At 65.1% G+C, this 19,027-nt stretch carries 17 protein-coding genes; 5 read left to right on the plus strand and 12 right to left on the minus strand.

The window, feature by feature from the left end:
* From TSH20_RS20145 to TSH20_RS20155, 3 genes are all read right to left on the minus strand, one after another.
* Window positions 1-424 (minus strand): ABC transporter substrate-binding protein (locus tag TSH20_RS20145; protein WP_247874490.1); only part of this gene is annotated, 424 nt, incomplete at its 3' end.
* 52 nt (window positions 425-476) lie between these two features.
* Entirely contained in the window at window positions 477-1,004 is a 528-nt protein-coding gene (locus tag TSH20_RS20150; protein ID WP_109076374.1) for an ureidoglycolate lyase, read from the minus strand.
* A gap of 53 nt (window positions 1,005-1,057) precedes the next feature.
* A complete protein-coding gene (locus TSH20_RS20155; protein ID WP_109076375.1) occupies window positions 1,058-2,533 on the minus strand; it encodes a M81 family metallopeptidase in 1,476 nt (491 codons plus the stop codon).
* Between the two features lie 204 nt (window positions 2,534-2,737).
* On the opposite strand from TSH20_RS20155, the gene TSH20_RS20160 reads away from it, so the two are divergent.
* From TSH20_RS20160 to TSH20_RS20170, 3 genes are all read left to right on the plus strand, one after another.
* The gene (locus TSH20_RS20160; protein ID WP_109076376.1) at window positions 2,738-3,712 is read left to right on the plus strand and encodes a LysR family transcriptional regulator; all 975 of its coding nucleotides are present in this window, start codon (window positions 2,738-2,740) and stop codon (window positions 3,710-3,712) included.
* A gap of 77 nt (window positions 3,713-3,789) precedes the next feature.
* Window positions 3,790-4,848, plus strand: coding sequence for a dipeptidase (locus TSH20_RS20165; RefSeq protein ID WP_109076377.1), 1,059 nt, complete (start codon window positions 3,790-3,792; stop codon window positions 4,846-4,848).
* A gap of 97 nt (window positions 4,849-4,945) precedes the next feature.
* Window positions 4,946-6,316, plus strand: a complete 1,371-nt coding sequence (locus TSH20_RS20170) for an FAD-dependent oxidoreductase (protein ID WP_109076378.1) — start codon at window positions 4,946-4,948, stop codon at window positions 6,314-6,316.
* A 43-nt stretch (window positions 6,317-6,359) separates the two neighbouring features.
* Here the strand turns inward: TSH20_RS20170 and TSH20_RS20175 are convergent, their stop codons facing one another.
* From TSH20_RS20175 to TSH20_RS20185, 3 genes are all read right to left on the minus strand, one after another.
* Window positions 6,360-7,532: an ABC transporter substrate-binding protein gene (locus TSH20_RS20175; RefSeq protein WP_247871606.1), complete on the minus strand. Its 1,173-nt coding sequence runs from the start codon at window positions 7,530-7,532 to the stop codon at window positions 6,360-6,362.
* Between the two features lie 176 nt (window positions 7,533-7,708).
* Complete coding sequence (locus tag TSH20_RS20180; RefSeq protein WP_109076380.1) at window positions 7,709-9,274, minus strand: CoA-transferase; 1,566 nt, start codon at window positions 9,272-9,274, stop codon at window positions 7,709-7,711.
* Window positions 9,271-10,014 carry an enoyl-CoA hydratase/isomerase family protein gene (locus tag TSH20_RS20185; protein WP_109076381.1) on the minus strand — a complete coding sequence of 248 codons (744 nt, stop codon included), beginning with the start codon at window positions 10,012-10,014 and terminating at the stop codon, window positions 9,271-9,273. The genes TSH20_RS20180 and TSH20_RS20185 overlap by 4 nt, the downstream gene beginning before the upstream one ends.
* 202 nt (window positions 10,015-10,216) lie before the next feature.
* Here TSH20_RS20185 and TSH20_RS20190 point away from each other — a divergent pair, with 202 nt between their 5' ends.
* Complete coding sequence (locus TSH20_RS20190) at window positions 10,217-10,888, plus strand: GntR family transcriptional regulator (protein WP_109076382.1); 672 nt, start codon at window positions 10,217-10,219, stop codon at window positions 10,886-10,888.
* A gap of 145 nt (window positions 10,889-11,033) precedes the next feature.
* On the opposite strand, the gene TSH20_RS20195 is transcribed toward TSH20_RS20190, so the two are convergent.
* The 3 genes from TSH20_RS20195 to TSH20_RS20205 all read right to left on the minus strand — a co-directional run bounded on the left by TSH20_RS20195 (window position 11,034) and on the right by TSH20_RS20205 (window position 14,546).
* Window positions 11,034-12,368: an MFS transporter gene (locus TSH20_RS20195; RefSeq protein WP_109076383.1), complete on the minus strand. Its 1,335-nt coding sequence runs from the start codon at window positions 12,366-12,368 to the stop codon at window positions 11,034-11,036.
* Between the two features lie 221 nt (window positions 12,369-12,589).
* The gene (locus TSH20_RS20200) at window positions 12,590-13,582 is read right to left on the minus strand and encodes an alpha/beta hydrolase (RefSeq protein WP_109076384.1); all 993 of its coding nucleotides are present in this window, start codon (window positions 13,580-13,582) and stop codon (window positions 12,590-12,592) included.
* 28 nt (window positions 13,583-13,610) lie between these two features.
* Window positions 13,611-14,546, minus strand: coding sequence for an MBL fold metallo-hydrolase (locus TSH20_RS20205; protein WP_109076385.1), 936 nt, complete (start codon window positions 14,544-14,546; stop codon window positions 13,611-13,613).
* Between the two features lie 74 nt (window positions 14,547-14,620).
* On the opposite strand from TSH20_RS20205, the gene TSH20_RS20210 reads away from it, so the two are divergent.
* Window positions 14,621-15,589, plus strand: coding sequence for a LysR substrate-binding domain-containing protein (locus tag TSH20_RS20210; RefSeq protein ID WP_109076388.1), 969 nt, complete (start codon window positions 14,621-14,623; stop codon window positions 15,587-15,589).
* A 24-nt stretch (window positions 15,590-15,613) separates the two neighbouring features.
* On the opposite strand, the gene TSH20_RS20215 is transcribed toward TSH20_RS20210, so the two are convergent.
* The 3 genes from TSH20_RS20215 to TSH20_RS20225 all read right to left on the minus strand — a co-directional run.
* Window positions 15,614-16,612: a LysR family transcriptional regulator gene (locus tag TSH20_RS20215; protein ID WP_109076386.1), complete on the minus strand. Its 999-nt coding sequence runs from the start codon at window positions 16,610-16,612 to the stop codon at window positions 15,614-15,616.
* A gap of 129 nt (window positions 16,613-16,741) precedes the next feature.
* Complete coding sequence (locus TSH20_RS20220; RefSeq protein ID WP_199232106.1) at window positions 16,742-17,812, minus strand: aminotransferase class I/II-fold pyridoxal phosphate-dependent enzyme; 1,071 nt, start codon at window positions 17,810-17,812, stop codon at window positions 16,742-16,744.
* Between the two features lie 193 nt (window positions 17,813-18,005).
* Window positions 18,006-19,027: ABC transporter substrate-binding protein (locus tag TSH20_RS20225; RefSeq protein ID WP_247874492.1), on the minus strand; the 1,022-nt coding region annotated here is incomplete at its 5' end.

Below are 19,027 nucleotides of genomic sequence, written 5' to 3' on the forward strand. Positions count from 1 at the left end.
GCAGCTCGTCGGTCAATCCGAAGATGGTCTGGCCCAGCGGGTCGCGGGCGCCCCAGCGCTTCAGGCTGGCGACGCAATCGCGCGCCAGGACCTTTTCGCCGTCATGGAACTTCAATCCGTCACGCAGCCGGATCGTCCAGGTCAGCCCGTCGGCAGACTGTTCCGCCCCCTCGGCCATCTGCGGCTTGACCTCGAACCGCGTATTCATCCCGAACAGCGTGTCGTAAATCTGGTAGCCGTGATTGCGGACGGGCGCACCGCTTGTCAGCACCGGATCGATGCCCGCCAGATTGGAGGGAGGGATGTAGCGCAGGACAGCCTTCCGCGCTTGCGCGATCGCCGGAGCGGCAATCGTCGCCGCGCCTGCCACCGCCCCTGCCACCGTTGCCGATCCTGCCAGAAATGCACGCCGTGAGATTCCCATGACTCCCGCCTCCCGAAGTGAAAGCTCCGCTTGTCGTGGCAGCACCGGCAGCTCAGGCAGGCGGCCGGATCGCGATTCCCGTCTCGAACCGGTGGATGCTGCTGCGGACCGGGTTGGGCGTCGGGTTGTCGAACAGCTCGCTCTGGGTCGCCCGATCCGACAGGAACAGGAATTCCGATGGCGCCGAGCCTTCCGGATAGGCGTTCAGGCTGTGCCAAGTCCCCGTCTTGAACATGAAGCCCTGACGGTCGATCCTGAACGCCCGGAGATCGGAGAGCGTCGGCGGAGCGTCGCTGGGTGGCGCCACGACCACGACGGCCGGAGAACCGCCGATATGCATGCGCGATTCCGTGACGTGCCAGTGCCGTTCGACGGCACCGACTATGAAGGGCAGCGGCTTGAACGCGATGATCTGGACGATGGTTTCGGAATCGGTGGACCAATCGAAGCGATGCAGCGTCTTGGTCGGCAGATCGAAGGTCGGCCGCTCGCGCACGGCAAGCACCTCTCCGAACGGCGCGAAGGCCGCCGGCGTGAGGTCCTCGACCTCAAGGGTATGAATGATCGTGTCGGTCGTCATGCTGAACCTTTCATCGCGCCAGCGGCGCACAGGATGGAACCCGTGGTCAGTTCTCAAGCCGCCGGGATAAGGCGCATCGCCTGCGGCAGCTTCGTCCAGGGCAAGTCCCTGGGATCGGCCTTCATCGGTCCCGGCGCCTTGGCGATCAGGATTGCCTCGCTGATCGGTCCGAAATCGGCGCGGAAATGCACGGAACTCTTGTTCACCAGGATCTTCATCGCTTCCGGCTGGATGCCGACCATGCGGTAGAGGTTGCGGTCGAACATCTGCGCCTTGGTCGCGCTGACCACGACCCGCACGCCGTCGATGCGCAGGCAGGCGGCCCCCTGGAGGTCGAGTTCGGTTCCCCGCAGCATCGGCCCCTCGAACACGCAACGGCCGTCGCCGACCGTTTCCACCTCGAAGGTTCCGACGAACGGCTCGTCCCCCGCGGTGCCGGAGCGCCCGCCAAGCGCCAGGGTCACCGTTCCGCCGGCCCCCGCCTCAACCGCGGCGGCGACCGCGGCCGGATCGTAGAAGACGCCGAGGGCCGCTCCCTCCGCCCGACAGGCGACGAGGGCGCGCAGCATGCCGGTGGTGTCGGCATCGGCCCCAGCACCTGGGTTGTCCTGGGTGTCGGAGATGACCACCGGCCGGGTCGCACCGGCCGACAGGCGCATCGCCTCCTTCACCGCGCTTTCCGGATCGAGGAACGTCACCGCCCATTGCGGCTCCGTCTCCAGGATGTGACGGTAGACCGCCTCCACCGCGGCCTCGACGGCGTCCTGCGTCCGGCCATAGCCCCAGACGACCGGGCCGCATTCGGAAAAATCGGACGCAGGAAAGCCCGGTGCGAAGGACAGCGACACCACGTCCCCCACCTGCTTCTCCCGCAACAGGGCGTAGGTCGACCGCGCCGGATCGACCAGCGTGCATTGTGCGTTGAGCGGGATGAGGAACGGCAGACGACGGGCGGCACGATACAGACGCCCGCCGGCATCCCGGCAGGCGTCGTGCAAGACCACGGCGCGGCGTCCGGTCTCCGCCATGTCGACGTGCGGATAGGTCTGGTAGCCGACGATCCCGGTCGCCAGCGTCAGCATCGCTTCGGTCATGTTGGCATGGAGATCGACCGAGCAGAAGATCGGCATTTCCGGCCCGACGACCGCGCGCAGCCGGCGCAGCAGTTCGCCTTCGCCATCGTCATGCAGTTCGGTTACCATCGCCCCATGAAGGTTGAGGTAGATGGCATCGAATGCGTGAGCCTTCGCCGCCGCGACGATCTCGCCGGCAATCCGCTCGTAGGCGTCGGTCGTGACGTGCGCGGAGGCGCTCGCCCCTGCCCAGATCACCGGGACGATCTCGAACCCGCGCTGTTCCGCAGCCTGGATGAATCCGCCGGTCGCCAGATTGACGTCGCGCAGCCGCAGCATCTCGCTGCCGCACGCCATGGCCGGATAGCCTTCTCCATTCACGAAGTTTTGATAGCCTGCCCTGGTAGGAGCGAATGTATTCGTCTCGTGCTCAAAGCCCGCGACCAGTACGCGCATGGTCTCACCAGTTCTGTCAGGAATTGCAAGGTCGGTCGACAAGATGTTCTTCCTGGGAAATCTAGTGCGCGATTACGAGGCGCGGGAAGAGCAGCTGGAGTTCTCCGGCGTTGCCCAAATGGGAACACTGTTAGCGTGCTCCCGGTATCGGATTCAGCCGGCCACGCCGGTCAAGGCTAAGAGGCAAAGCCGCAGGGGTGCTCGATGCGGGAAATCAATCAGCGACGGTTGCGCTATTTCTTCGAAGTGCTGACTCACGGATCGATCCGCGGGGCGGCCAACGTGATCAATACGGCGCCATCGGTCATCGCCCGCCAGATCCGCCTGCTGGAAGAGGAGCTGGGCACCCCGCTGTTCGAGCGTGGGGCTTCCGGCGTCACCCCGACGGAAGCGGCGCACCATGTCCTCGACTATTGGCGGACCTGCCGGTCGCAGCAGGAGGATCTGGAGGAACGCATCGCCGAGCTCAACAATCTGCAAAGGGGTAGCCTGCGTCTGGCGATCGGCGAGGGCTTCATCGACGATCTGATGGACCATGCGCTGCTGCCGTTCAGCAGGGCCTATCCGAACATCCAGCTGACGATGAACACCATGACGGCGAACGACGTGGTCGCCGAAGTGACGGAGGACATCGCCCACATCGGCATCACCTTCAATCCGCCGCGATCGGCGAAAATCCGCACGGTGATGAAATCGGTGCTTCCGCTCTACATGCTGGTCGGCGCCGATCACCCGCTTTCCGCCATGCCGGGACCGATCACGATCCAGCAGGCCCTGGAATATCCGGTGGCGATGATGCCGTCGACCTTCGGCATCGGCAAGATCATGGAAACCCTGGCCTATGTCGAACAGGTCCCGCTCACCGTCGCCTTCTCGACCAATTCGGTCCACTGCCTGGCGCGCTTCGTGCGGAACAACCGGGCGGTGACCTTTCTCGGGGCCCACAACGCGCTGGCCGCCGCGGAGGGCGGCGGTGTCGTCGCCCGGCGGGTCGACCATCCGCTGCTGCTGAAATCGGCGGCGCATCTGATCGTCAAGGTCGGCCGGCCCCCGACCAGGGCAACGCAGATGCTGATCCAGCACATCCGCTCCCTAACCCGCATCTTCTCGACGGAGTTCCTGAGCTCGCTCGAACCGTCCGGAGTTGCCCAGAGTGCAACGGAAGACGTCGCAGAATAGACTTCGCCAGCCGGAAAAACCCCGCCAAGATCCTGATGGGCAGAAATAACTGCCGGACATCAGGAAGAACCCATCCCATGAGCCCAGCGTCGATTCCCACCTTTGACGGCCATAACGACGTCGCCCTTCGTCTTTACCGCACCGCGACGGCCGATCCAGCCACGGCATTTCTTGGGGGACAGGACGAGGCGCACATCGATCTGCCCAAGGCCCGCGCCGGCAACTTCGCGGGTGGCTTCTTCGCCTTGTTCTCGCCCTCCTCGTCCCGCAACAACTACTCCAGCATGGCCGGCGAGCGCTATGACATCCCGTTGCCGCCGATGCTCGAACTGGAAGCGGCGCGCGATCCCATCGTGACCATGCTGTCCCTGCTCCTCCGGGTGGAGCGGGCCTCGCAGGGGGCCGTCACCATCTGCCGCGATACCGGTGCGATCCGGTCGGCGATGGCGCGCGGCAGCATCGCCATGCTGGTCCATCTCGAAGGCGCCGACGCCATCGACGCCGACCTGCACATGCTGGACGTCCTGCATGCCGCCGGGCTCCGCTCGCTGGGTCCGGTCTGGAGCCGCGACACGATCTTCGGCCATGGGGTGCCGGCGCGCTTCCCCAGCAGCCCCGACTGCGGCGGGGGATTGACGGCGGCGGGCGAGAAACTGGTCCGAGCCTGCAATGAAATGAAGATCATGATCGATCTTTCGCACATCACCGAACAGGGATTCTGGGACGTGGCGCGCCTGTCGAAGGCACCGCTGGTCGCCACCCATTCGAACGCCCACGCGCTCTGCCCGTCATCCCGCAATCTGACCGACCGGCAACTCGACGCCATCCGCGAATCCGGCGGCGTGGTGGGATTGTGTTTCGCCACCTCCTTCCTGCGCGCCGACGGCAACATGAACCCGGATACCGGCATGGAGGTGGTTGTGCGGCACTTGGAGGGGCTGCTGGAACGGCTGGGCGAAGACCGGGTGGCGATCGGGTCGGACTTCGACGGCTGCGTCGTCCCGCGGGACATCGGCACGGCGGCGGGCATGCCGCTGTTCTACGAGGAACTGCGCCGGCGCGGCTACGGTGAGACGCTGCTCAACAAGATCGGCTGGTCGAACTGGCTCGACGTGCTGGAGCGGACGATCGGCTGAGGAGCCGCCGACAAGGGCGGCGGTCAGAAAGCAGTCGACAAAGCCGGCGACCGCCGCTACCGTTGATCGACAACTGACATATCAAAAGGTGGGTACGATGTTTCAGGCGGACCTGTTTCCCGGCTGGACGACGGTGTGCCGTCTGGAGGAAGCCCCCGGCCTCCCCGTCCTGGCCGATGTCGACGTGCTGGTGGTGGGCGGCGGTGCCGCCGGGGTCGCCGCCGCGACGGTCGCGGCGGAGGCCGGCAAGTCGGTGATGCTTCTGGAACGGTACGGCTTCTGCGGCGGTGCGGCGGTCGCCGGCATGTCGGGCACGATCTGCGGCATGTATCTCGCCACCGACCGCAATGCCGGCCCCGAACAGGTCGTCTTCGGCTTCACCGAACGGTTCCGCCGGGCGATTTCCGAGCGGGGCGGCCTGACCGCGCCGCAAATCTACGGCAAGACCTGGACCGTGACCCACGACCCGCTGATGTGGCGGGAAACGGCGGATGCCTTTCTTGCCGCGGCCGGGGTCCGCGTGCTGTTCCACACCGCGGTGACCGGCGTTCTCATGGATGGCGACCGCTATGCCGGCGTCGTCATCGAGTCCAAGGCCGGACGGTCCACCGTGCGCGCCCGGCGCGTCGTCGACGCCTCGGGCGACGCGGCGGTCGTCGCCCGTGCCGGCCACCGCTATCTCTTCGGCGACAATGGCAAAATCCAGAATCCGACGATGTTCTTCCGTCTCGGCAACGTCGATATGGATCGCTACGTCGCCTATTACGGAGAGGACACCATCTGCCCGCCGAAACTGACCGAAGCCATCCGGCAGGCGAATGACGGCGGCGCCTACCAACTTCCACGCAACAAGATCTGGATTTTCCCGACCACCCGGCCGAACGAGCTGATGGTCAACGCGACACGGCTGAGCGGCCGTGATGAGCGCATGCTCAACGTCATCGATCCGGCCGACTTCACCGAAGCCGAGATGAGCGGGCGCCTTCAGGTCCGCGAATATGCCCGCTTCCTGCGCGACACGGTGCCGGGCTGCGAGAACAGCTATGTCGTCGATACTGGGGCCGAGGCCGGAATCCGGCAAACCCGCTCCATCGTCGGGGCCGAGACCTTGCGCAACAGCGACGTGGTCGAATGCCGCAAGCGGGCGGACGGCATCTGCCGCGTGCCCTGGCCGATCGAGCTGCATGCGGGCGACAAGCCTAAGCTGCACTGGCTGCTCGACGACTGGTACGAGGTTCCCTATCTGGCCCTGGTTCCGGAAGCGGGCGAGAACATCATCGTGGCCGGCCGCTGCCTGAGCGCCGAGCACGAGGCGCTGGCCTCGGCGCGGGTCACCGCCCAATGCTTCGAATATGGCCACGCCGCGGCGGTCGCTACGGTGCTGTCCCTCGATGAAGATCTGCGGTTCCGCGATATTCCCGGCGCCCGGGTCCGCGAACTGATGGCCCGCAACGGCAGCGCCTTCTGATGGAAGAGGGAGCGGAGGCGCTGCGGCTTCCGCTCCTTCCCGCTCATTTCCTGACCAGGGGGCATTGGCTTTCGGAGAGCGGACGGACGACTTCGCCGGCGGGGATCCGGCGGACCAGCTTGTAATAGTCCCATGGCGCTTTGGATTCGGCGGGCGATTTGACCTGGAACAGGTACATGTCGCGCGCCAGCTTGCCGTCCTCCCGCAGCACGGCGTTGTCGGTCATCATGTCCTTGACCGGGGTCTTGCGCATCTGTTCGGCAACCGTCATAGCATCGGTGGTGCCGACCACCGACACTGCTTTCAAATAGTGCATGACCCCGCTGTAGACGCCGGCCTGCACCATCGTCGGCATCCTGTTGGTCCGCTCATGGAACCGCTTCGACCATGCGCGGGTCTCGTCGTTGAGATCCCAGTAGAAGGATGCCGTCAGCAACAGGCCGCGTGCCGTGCTCAGCCCCAGCGCATGCACGTCGGTCAGGTAGACGACAAGCCCGGCCAGCGTCTGCCCCCCGTCGGTCAGGCCGAACTCTCCGGCCTGCTTGATCGAGATGATGGTGTCGCCGCCGGCATTGGCCAGTCCGATGTATTTGGCGCCGGACCCCTGGGCCTTCAGCAGAAACGAGGAATAGTCGGGAGTGTCAAGCGGGGCGCGGACCGAGCCGATCACCTTCCCTTTTCCGGCCGTAACGACCGCCGCGGCGTCCCGTTCCAGCGCATGACCGAAGGCATAGTCGGCGGTCACGAAGAACCAGCTGTCCTCCTCCCCCTTGGTCAGGGCGCCCGCCGTTCCTTTGGCGAGGCCATAGGTGTCGTAGGTCCAGGCAAAGCTGTTCGGAGAGCATTTGGCATTGGTCAGGTCGGAAGAGGAGGCCCCGGAAAAGATGGCGAGCTTACCCTTGTCCTGGGCCACCGCCTGGACCGCCAAGGCGACGCTGGAATTGGGAATATCGACAATGAGATCGACGCCCTTCTGATCGTACCATTCGCGGGCGATTGCCGAGCCGATATCCGCCTTGTTCTGATGGTCGGCGCTGATGATCTCGATCTTCATACCCTTGTTTGCGCCCGCGCCCGCGGCGGTGAAATCCTCGACCGCCAACCGGGCCGCTTCGATGCTACCCTTTCCGCCCATGTCGGCATAGATGCCGGACTGGTCGTTGAGGACACCGATCCGCACCCCGGCAACCTCGGCCCGGGCCACGGCGGAGACCATGCATATGGTCGCCGCCAGACAAGAGAGTGCCTTTCTCTGCATCGTTTCCTACCCCCATTCTTTTGGCTTTTTGAAAAAGACGGGCAAACCAGCGGAGCCGACGCTCGGCAAGCCGCATCCGGCGGCCGCTATGGCCGCCGGTTACGGTGACGTCCGGTCGCCGCCGTCGCTTTTGCTCAGCGAAACAGGGCCGCGTCCATGACCGGCAGCGGGTCGAGAATCTGGATGGGCTGATACTCCATCCGCTCCAGCACATGCCGGCGGACATCGACGCCCGGCGCAATCTCGCTGAGCACCAGCCCGTCGGACGTCACCTGGAAGACCGCGCGCTCGGTTACCAGGAGTGCCGACTGGTCCCTGTAACGAACGCCGTCGAGCACCCGATAGGTCACGCTTTCGGCATCGCGGACGAACTTCGAAATCTTGCCGTCCTGCCGGATGTCGAGACGGCCGTCGGCAATCGCGATATCAAGGCCGCCGGTGGTGAAGGTGCCGGTGAAGACCAGACGCTTGGCATTCTGAGCGATGTCGATGAACCCGCCGGCGCCAGGGTTGGCTGCGCCGAACCGGCTGACATTGACCGAACCGTGGCTGTCGAATTGCGCGAAGGCCAGGGCGGCGAACTCGCAGAGGCCGCCGTCGATCGCGTCGAACTGGTAGAGTCCGTCGAGAATGGCATCCGGGTTGATGTTGGCGGAAAACTGCCAGCCGGACATGACGACGCCGCCGTAGGAGCCGTGCTCCGTCGTGAACCAGTAGTCGGCGAGGGCGCCGTCGTCGAACAGCCCCTGCTCCGCCATCACCAGCGGAATATCGGCGGCGGCGCCGAAGCCGAAGATCGACAGCTGGCGCTTGGCGACCTCGCGCGCGGCACGGGCGGCGATCACCTTGTCCGGGCTCTGGGTCGGCTTCGGCAACGCCGACAACGGGGATCGCTGCCCGCTGAAATAGGCGGAGTCGAACGGTATGCCGGTGGACATCATCATGTCCGGATCGACCACCACCGCATCGACGAACATGCCGGGGATCATCACCATGGAGGCCGGCCGTTCCCCCGCCCCCGTCACCCGCCGGACCTGGGCGATCACCCGGCCGCCGCTGGCCTTGGCGGCGAGCACGAGGCCGATGTTCGAGGAGACCAGCGCCTCGTCCTCGAAGGACAGGTTGCCGTGCTCGTCGGCCGTCGACGCCCGAACGATTGCCACGTCGATCGGCCAGCTGGGATAGTAGAGATAGGGTTTGCCGTCGAACTCCACCTTCCTGACCAGTTCCTCGGTCGCCCTGGCGGTGAACCGGCCGCCGCCATGCGCCGGATCGATGTAGGTGCCGAGCCCGACCTGGGTCAGATAGCCGGGCCCCTTGCGCGCGACCTCGCGCAGCCAATGCATCGATGCGCCGATCGGCCAGGAATAGGCCTCGATGCGGTTCTCGCGGATCAGGCGCATCAGCTCCGGGCGCCGGTTGGTCCTGGGATCGAGCGGATTGATGTAGGATCCGGCGATGATCCGCTTCATCAGCCCTTCCTGGGCGACATGGTCCATGCCCCTGATGCCCTGGGCATCACCGGTTCCCACCGGAAAATAGAAGGTCAGGTTGCGCGGATATCCGGTGGCGCGGAAGCGGTCGCCGAGCGCCTTCAGCACCTTGTCGGGCGTAACCCAGCCGATCACCCCGACCGAGGCGACGGTGGCGCCGTCGGCGATCCCGCCGACGGCCTCCGCAACATCGACGATCTTGCTCATGACTTCACCGTGAAGCGGTCGAACGTGGCGCGGGCGGCGGGAGAGAGGCAATCCTCGGCGAACAGGCGCGACGCCTGCATGTCGGCGCGCTCCGCGTCCGCTGCGGCGAACGCCTCGAAGAAGCGCTTGGTGGTCGCCACCGCATTGGCGGGAAGTGCGGCCAACGCCGTCGTCAGCGCCTTGGCACGGTCGAGAGCGGCGCCGTCCTCGGCCGCGTAGTCGGCGATGCCCAGCCTCAGCGCCTCGTCGCCAAGGATCGGCTCGACCCCCCAGGTGAGCAGACGCGCCTTGACTCCGCCGACGCGGGCGACCAGGGCCTGCAACCCCCAGGGCGGCAGCCAGCCGTTCTGCACCTCCGGCAGGTGCCAGCGGGTTCCTCGGGCGGTGACGACGATGTCGCAGCACACCGCCAGAATGAACCCGCCGCCCAGCGCATAGCCCTCCACGGCGGCGACGACCGGCTTGGACATATAGGCGATGGTCCGGGCGATGGCCGCCGTTTCCGCCTCGTGCCCGCACATGGCGGCGATCGACTGGCCGCCGAGTTCCTTCAGGTCGCTGCCGGCGCAGAAGGCCGGAGGCGCTCCGGTCAGGACGACGGCCCCGACATCGGGGTCCTGCTCCGCCGCCCGCAGCGCGGCGGCAAGCCCCTTCATGACCTCCTCGCCCAGCGCATTGCGCCGCTTCGGCCGGTCGAGCGTGATGACGCAGACGCGCCCCGTCTTTTCGATTCCGATCATGGGATGTCCGTATTGCTGGAGAGAGGTCGCGGCGGCCCGGCGATCGAAACTGATGATCCTGGGGCAACGCCGATTGATGATCGATTAGTATGCATGTGACATATCAGATGGGGCGCAATATTGTCAAGCTGGATCGCCAAAGTGGACCAGCGTGGAATCGTCGTGCGGGATTGCCGTGCGGAACCGGGAGACGGAGAGCCTGATGGGAGACGAGATCAAGGTGGATCAGGAAGCGGCGTCGATCGCCGAAACGGCGTATCTGCGGATCGAGGAGATGATCGTCACGCGGGCGCTGCCTCCGGGATCGATGATTTCTGAGAACCGGCTGGCCGAAGAGTTGGGATGCGGACGCACGCCGATCCGCGAGGCGCTGCAACGGCTGAAGCTCGAAGGCTTCATCGAGATTCACCCGCGCCGCGGCGCGCTGGTGACCCCGGTGGACGTCATGAAGCAACTGGAACTGCTGGAGGTCCGCCTGCCGCTGGAACTGCTGATGTCCCGGCTGGCGATCCGGCGCGCCACCAAAGCGGAACGGTCGGAAATGCTGCGGCTGGCCGCGGTCATCCGGCAGGCGGCGGCGACCGGAAACCGTTCTCTCTATCTCACGACGAACCGCGCCATCCATGAAATCCGCACCGCGGCTGCCCACAACGGCATGCTGGCGCAAACCGCAAGGGGTGTCCTGGCGCTCTCGCGGCGCTTCTGGTACGCCTACATCGAGGACACCGACAGCTTCACGGAAGCCGCCGACCTGCACGCCAAGATCCTGACCGCCATCGCGGAATCGTCGGAAGAGCGCGCCGTCGAAGCGACACAAGGCTTCATCGATTTCCTCGACCGGCTGACGCGCCGCGCCTTGTCGCGCGATTTCTAAAGTCCGTCAAAACGCCGGTTCGGTGTCTTGAAACCGTTGATTCTCCTCAACATCAGGGTTCCATGAAAAATGGCCGAGCGGAGACCGCTCGGCCACAAGTGCCGCCTCGTACAGGAGAATATGAGGCGGTATGGACAACCCGCCGTCAGGCGCGCGCAGGAGCCGGCCGCCCTTGGATCCCTCCTTCCCGTTGCAGCCGGGGACGGATGAAGCTCGCGGCGACGATGCCGAGCAGGACGCAGACCCCGATGAAGTACCAACCGTTCGAGTAATCCTTGCCCGCAGCCGTCACCACCACCAGGGCACCGAAGATCTTCGCGCTGAATGCGGCGACGAAGTATCCGGCACCGTTCACGAACCCCATCGCCTTGCCATAAACCTCAGGGGTGAAGATTTCCGCCGGCACGGCCAGAAAGGGGCCCCATGCCATGTTCCCGAAAAACCCCATGCCGCACAGCGCGACCGCCAGCAGAACCGGGTCGGCGCTCTGCAGGGTCGCCAGCAGGAAGACGAAGGGCGCCAGACCGATGAAGCAGGTCATGATCATGATGCGGCGGTTGCCGTGGAACACGCGATCCGACAGATAAGACGAGGTGAAGCTGCCGACCGCGCCGGCCAGAAAATAGAGGGAACTCCACCACCCCATCGTCTGAAGCTTGAAGTGGAACACGTCGGACAGATACAGCGGAATCCAGGTCAGGGCGCCGTAGAGGGTCACCTGCATCACGATGTCGACGAAGACCACCGCGACATAGCTGGGGTTGCGGAAGAACTGGACGAACGTGATCGTGTTGCTGCGAAGGATCGTATTCCGGGCGTCGCCGTACTCACCCTTCTTGATCACCCCCTCCTCGATCTCATCGCGGTAGGCGTGGTCGAGTTCGTCCGGCGTAATCTTGGGATACTGTTCCGGCCGGTCGAAAACCATCAGACCGATCAGAGCCAGCGGCAGGACGCCGCAGGCGGCGGTGACGTAGAAGACCAGCCGCCAATCGCCGGACACCTGCGCCAGATGGGTGGCGAAGACGCTGGCCCAGGCGGGCGTCAGAATCCAGGCCCAGGACAACAGTGCCTGTGCCCGTGCGCGCCCCTGCTTGTTGAACCAGCGCATCAGGATGCGGGCGGAGGGCACATACTCGGTGCCGACGAGAAAGCCAAACGTCGCCATGCGCAGCAGATACTCGTCGCAGGACTGGATCAGCCCCATCCAAGCCGTCATCACCGACCACGCGACCACTGAGAAAAGCAGGATCTTCTTGGCACCGAAACGATCGGTGAGCAGGCCCGAGATATATTGTGCCGGACCATAGAACAGCAGCATGAGAAAGGCGCCAGTCCCGATGTCGGCCGTCGTCAGACCGATATCCTGGGCGATCGCCGGGGTGAGGACGCTCGACTTCACCCGGTCGAGATATTGGATGCTGTAGGCGACGAACAGCACGATCGCCACGACCCACCGATAGGGAATCTTGTTCCTCATCAGTTTCCTCCCGCAGATTTTCTGGATTGACGACTGAATGAGTTCTGACATGTCAGTCGTCGCTCATCAGACTATCAGTAATTTCCCGTTAGTCAAGCGCGGGCCGGCGGGACGGCCGGATCCATTTTTTTAATCATCCGGTTTACAGCAACGAGGGCCGCCCTCGCCATGGAGCGAGACGGCCCTCAAAACTTCTTGACTGATGAACGGCTCGCCTGCGCTCAGGCGGCGGGTTCGGCCTGTTCGTCCAGGAACCGGATGACCGCGTCGAACGCCTGTCCGCGGTTCTTTTCCATCAGCACCATATGCGTCGCCTGACCGATCTCCACCAGCCGCTTGTACCGCGCACCGGTAAGCCGGGTGAACAGATCCTGCGCCATGTCGAACCGCACATCGACATCCCATTCGGCGCAGACGAGCAGGACGGGATTGGCGATCGCCGCCGGGTCGTAGAGCGGATTGCCGGCGGTCCAGTGCTGCCGGACGTCCAGCACGGCACCGGAGGGCGCACGGATCGTCCCCGCGGTGGACGAAGCAGGGTCGGTGGCCAGCGTGACCTCGGCCCAGGCGTCGAACCAGCCCTCCGGGATCAGCCCCGCCCTCTCCTGCTCCGGCACAGCACCGCGCCAGGCGGCTTCGAAAGCCAGCGGGTTGACGATGCGGTAGGCGCCGATCGGCCCCCCGGAATCGAACCGCAAGGGCGTTCCCGACAGCCAGAGGGGCGTGACCAGGATCAGTTTTCCGAACCGGTCGCCGGCTTCGGCGGCCAGCGTCCCGACAGCGGTCGCTCCCCAGGACATGCCGAGCAGGTGCACCCGCTCGACGCCGCGTTTCCGCCGGACGAAATCGACCGCCGTGGCGAGATCGCGGACCGCCGTCCGGGCCGGGCTCAGCGGCGGATTGTCTTCGGGCGGCTGCGACATCTCGGGCAGGCGCGTCGAACCGCCATAGCCGCGGACGTCCACGGCCCAGACGTCATAGCCATGGCCGGCCAGAACATCCATGAACGAGGCGCCTGCGACCGGCACGTCGAACAGGCTTTCCGACGGAAAGGTCGCGCCGTGGATCATGACCAGCGTGCGTTCGGCGGAATACTCCACCGCATCGGCCGGACGCTTGTTGATCAGTTGAAGCGTCACGCCGTCCGTATCGCTCGGGATCATCACCCGCTCGCACTGGATCCGGCGGTTCGGCGAATGGTCTGTCTGCAACATGCTCGCTCCTTGCTTTGGCAAAATCCGTTCAGACGAATTGCCAAGTGAACCGGTCGCCCTCGCGCCCGACGCGGCCGGCGGAGGATTCGGCGAAATGGCTCGTGAAGACCAGGGTCCCAGTCTCCGCCGCGTGGTTCAGCGCCCAGCGGCGGGACGCCCGGGCAGCCTCGGGAAATTCGCAATAGAGCGAATTCCAATCGGGCCTGACGATCTGCGTCGGGTGGTGCAGCACGTCGCCCCAGAACAGCGCGTGCTCCCCCCGGGACGTGAAGCGGATGCAGGCGTGATCGATGCTGTGGCCGGGGGTCGGCAGGAAGGAAAAGCCCTCCACCGCCTCCAGTTCGTCGACCATGATCTGTCGCGCCAGCCCGGCTTCGACGACGGGACGCACGCTGTCCTCATAGACCCCCGCCAACGGCGTCTTGACCATGCGGCCCAGCCCGGCTTCCGCCCTGATTGCCGCGTCGGAGCCGTCGCCGGCAGACAACGCCGCGAGATAGTCATGTCCACGGGCGGAGAAGACATACCGCGCATTGGGGAAGGTCGGAATCCATTGATCGCCGACCTTGTGCGTGTTCCACCCGACATGATCGACGTGCAGGTGAGTGAACAGCACCAGATCGACATCCTCGGGATCGACCTGCGCCGCCTTCAAGCGGTCGAGAAAGGGTTCGTTGAGCCGGTGCAGGACCGGCATCGCCGGGCGTTCCTTGTCGTTTCCTGTCGCCGTATCGACCAGGATGACCCTGTCCGGCGTGCGGACCAGCCAGGTATGGATGCTCTGGCGGAGCATGCCCGTCTGCTGGTCCACCGATCCGGAACCGAACTCACGGGCGGTCTCGGGGCCGACGGCGGGGTCGAACTCGGGGTAGAGGTAAGCCGGATCGACTCCCTCGAGCGGCAGTTCGGGAATTTTGACGATGACGGCATCGCCGACGCGATACACGGCCGGTTCGGACTGCATGGGATTTTCCTGTTGGGGGTTGCCTGGCAGCCAACCTAATGCCACATTACCCATCAGACAAATCGATGCGGATCATGGTCTCAATCAATCATTTCGATCTGCGGTCGTTCGACCTCAATCTTCTCGTCGCGTTCGATGCGTTGATGCAGGAACGCAGCGTCACGCGCGCCGCCACGCGCCTGCGGGTCGGCCAGCCGGCGATGAGCCACAGCCTTTCCACCCTGCGCATGCTGTTCCAGGATGAGCTGTTCGTTCGGGTCGGGACGGTCATGCAGCCGACAGCCCGTGCCCGCATGCTGGCCGGACCGATCCGCACCGCTCTCGATCAGATGCAGACGGCGCTTCATGCCCGCACCCTCTTCGATCCGGCGACCGAGGAACGGACCGTCCGCCTGGGCTTTTCCAGCGAGGTGGAGCTTCTGCTGCTTCCCGAATTGACCGCACGGATCCGGCAGTCCGCACCCGGGATCCGCCTTCTCTGCCGGTCGACCGGCAAGGAGGAGGCTCACCGCATGCTGGACGACGGGGCGCTCGATCTGGCCGTCGGCTGCTTCGACGCGGTGGCCCAGCGCCATAGATCGCGGTTCCTGTTCGAACAGTCCCTGAGCTGCGTCTTCAATGCCCGTCAGATTGCGCTCGGCACACCGATCAGCTTGGCGGATTATCTGTCCGCGCCGCACGCCCTGGTGACCCGGACCGACAGCCTGCAAGGCTGCCTTGAGAATGCCCTGACCGAGATCGGGGCGGATCTCGACGTCGTCGCCGCCGGGTCGGAGTTCCTGACCATTCTGGCGACGGTCGCCTGCGCGCCGGTGATCACGACCATTCCGACCCGCATGGCCCGTCTTTATGCTCCCCACTTCGGCTTAACCGACTGCCCCGCTCCTCTGACCCTGAGACTGCCCGCAGTCGCGATGGTGTGGTCGCTCCAGCTCGATCAGGATCCGGCATCGGCCTGGGTCAGGGATCAGGTCGCCGAAATCCTGCTGGCGGCGGAATTGGATGTCCGCGACACCTTGAGGACGGTCGGCGGCCGGGGCTGAACGTTCCGCGCCTGACCATCCAGGTCACAGCGTCACGGCGCCTCCATTGCCTTTGCAGGGAAGCGGCGACGGCTTCTCCGATCGCGCTCTCGGCCCGTCCGATGTGCGGAACTCGGGCGCGAAGATCCCGGTTCTGCTGCCGATATAGTCGATCAGCGTCCGCGCCGACTTGATCGGGTTGCGCCCCGCCTTCACGATCAGTTGCGCATTGGATTTCAGCAGAAGCGGATGCTGGATGCGCAGGGCGACGACCTCCCCCGCATCCGCCATGGCGGACGCGTTGATCGCCCCGGTGAAGGTCACCGCGTGGTTGTTGAGGACGAACCGCGCCAGACTGTGGACGGAGTTGGTCATAAAGGCGATGTTGAGCGGCAATTGTTCGACATAGGCCAGCGTTTCGACCAGCTTGCCGAGACCCGTCGCCGACGGCATTGTCGCCACCGGATATTCGAACACCTGGGAAAGGGTGACGGGCTCGGGGCACAGCGCCAGCGGATGGCGGGCACCGACCAGGACATGGACCGGGGCATTCGCCTTCAGAACCGTACGGGTCTTGGTCGAGCGGGGCGGGTTGAAGGCGATCCCGATATGGGCGACGTCCTCCGCCACTTCGGACACGACCTCGGTCGCCGACATGGTGTTCATCGTGAACTGGATGTTCGGATAGGCCTTGCTGAACGGCAGCAGCGCCTTTTCCATCAACTCGTCGATATATCCCTCGCTGATCGCCAGACGCAGGCTTCCGCGTTGCAGGTTGTTGATCTCGGAAATCCGTTCCTCGAGATTCTCCTGCTGGGATCGGCAGAAGCGCCAGTATTCGAGGACATATTGCGCCGCTTCGGTCGGCGTGGCGCCGCTGGCTCCCCGCTCGAACAATGCGGCCCCCAGCTCCTCTTCGAGCAGCCGGATCTGGCGCGTTATCACCGAAGGGGCGGTGTTGATTGCATCGGCGGCCCGACGGATCGAGCCGTGCGTCAGAACTTCATGAAAGTAACGCAGCCGCCGCTGGTTGATCTCCCGCATCGGGCTTTCCATTCTCCGCAAAACGGAACAAGGATGCTTCCTGAACCACCATCTGGCGCATCGTCGCGATGCCCTGCGGGATGCCCCACGAGCCGGGCGGTCGCCATTGATTTCTGTGAGCTAGTCCTGTCAGCGGCTCCTCATCGCCTGCCGCATCCGGTCGAGAATTTCGTCGATGAGGGGCTTCGACGTCGCAAAATTCATCCGGATGAACTGCGGGGATTGCGGATCGAAGGTTTCGCCGGCGCTGAACGCGACCTTCGCATGGTGGAGAAAGAACTCCCCGGCCGGCCGGTCCAACCCCATCGCCGAACAATCCAGCCAAGCCAGATAGGTTGCCTGCGGCGGATGAAGCCCGATCTCCGGCATCTCCGCCCGCAGAACCGCGCAGACATAATCCCGCATCCCTTGCAGATGGGCCAGCACGGCCTCGAACCACCCCTGCCCGTCCCGCCACGCGGCCAGCGTCGCCTCGATGCCGGCGATGCTGCTTTGCCCCAGCAATCTGGGATGCAGCACCGCCGTGAACCGCTCCAGCAGCGCGCGCGACCCGAAATGCATCACCGCGCAGCGAAGGCCGGGAATGCCGAAGCTCTTGGTCGCCGAATGGAGCGTGACGGTCCGCCGGGCAACCTCAGGCCGCAGCGAGGCGAACGGAATATGGGCACGACCGTCATAGACGATGTCCGCATGGATCTCGTCGGCGACGACGGTCAGATCGTTACGGACCACATGGTCGGCCAACTCCGACAGTTCCGCCCGGCTGAGCATCCTGCCGGTCGGGTTGTGCGGATTGCACAGGATCAGCAGTTTCGCAGCCAGCCGTGCGTCTTGCGATAACCGGCCCAGGTCCCAGCCATAGCCGCCCGGACCAAGAACGGCGGGCCATGCGACGGCATGCCGTCCGGTATCCTCGACAGCCGCCCTGAACGGCGGATAGGCGGGAAGCTGGACGGCGACGCCCTCCCCTTTCCGGGTGAAGGCCGTCACCGCCGCGTAGATGGCCTGCACGAGATCCGTGACGACCAGCGTGCAATCGGGTTCGAGCGGCCAGCCATACCGCCTCTCCATCCGTTCCGCAAAGGCATCGGCGACCAGGCGGTCCGGCGGCCGGCCCCGACGCAGAGGATATTGAAAGGCGCCCGTCGCCGACAGATCTGCCACGGCCCGGCGGACCGGCTCGGCCATATCGAAATCCATCTCGGCAACCCAGCAGGGAAGGACCGAAGGATCGTAGCGGTCCCATTTGAGCGAGCCCCGACGGCGCAAGGCACTTTCGGACAGGAGAAAGCTCTGCTGCGAAGGCCCTGGGAAGCCGGCGACGTTCGCTCTGGCCTCTCGATTTCCGATCATCATTCCGCCTTCCCCTCGGCCCCCGCTGCCCCCACGTGACTCAGCCCAGCTTGATGTTCCACGCGAGCGGCAGCGGCGCCTTCAGCATGCCGGTCACGGTGCGCCGCCGGGCGGACGGTGTCTGGAACTGCCCCAGCGGAACGAAGGGCACAGTCTCGAAGGCGCGCGCCTCGATCTTCCGGACGATCGCGCCCTGGTCCTGCGGATCCGCGGTCATCCACTCGTCGCGCAGCTGCTCGATCACCGGATCGGTCGGCCAGCCCGGCCAAGTCTGCTTGCCGTTGGCGCGCAGCCCGAGATGCGTCGAGGGGTCGAGAATGTCGGTCACGCTGAAGCCGGCATGGAAGATCGACCAGCCACCCTTGTCGACCGGCTCCATGCTGGTGCGGCGCTTGTAGAAGGTGCCGAGATCCATCGCCTGCAACTCGACATTCACCCCCATGCGCTTCAGCAAATCTTCCGTCACCAGCGAGGCGGCGTGCAGCCAGGACAGGTCGGTCGCGGTCGGAATCGCCACCTTCTCGCCCTTGTAGGAGGACTTCAGCAGCGCCTTGGCCTTCTCGAAGTTGGCCGCCATGACCTCCGAGCCGGCACCGGTGGACATCGTCGTGCCGCAGAAGAAGGTCGACCGGCATTCCTTGTACAGATCGGGCATGCCGACCTGCGCCTGGAGGTAATCGACTTGATTGACCGCCATCTGGATCGCCCGGCGCATCTCCAGACGGTCGAACGGCGGCTGAAGATGATTGAAGCGCAGGATGGTCATGTAGCCGAGATCGTCGTAAGCCTCGGTGTTGATGGCCGGATCCTGGCTCAGCAGCGGCAGCAGCGTCAGGTCGGGTCCATGATACCAATCGACCTCGCCGCGCTGGAGCGCCGCGGTCGCCGTCGCGGCATCGGGGATGACATGCCACTCCAGCCGGTCGACATAGACCATCTTGCCGCCGGAGGTGCAGTCGGGCGCCTCGTTGCGCGGCACGTAGCCGTCGAACTTGGCATAGACCGCGCGGCTGCCCGGCACCCATTCGTCGGCCAGGAAGCGGAAGGGACCGGAACCGATCG

Source organism: Azospirillum sp. TSH20 (assembly GCF_003115935.1).
GTDB lineage: Bacteria > Pseudomonadota > Alphaproteobacteria > Azospirillales > Azospirillaceae > Azospirillum.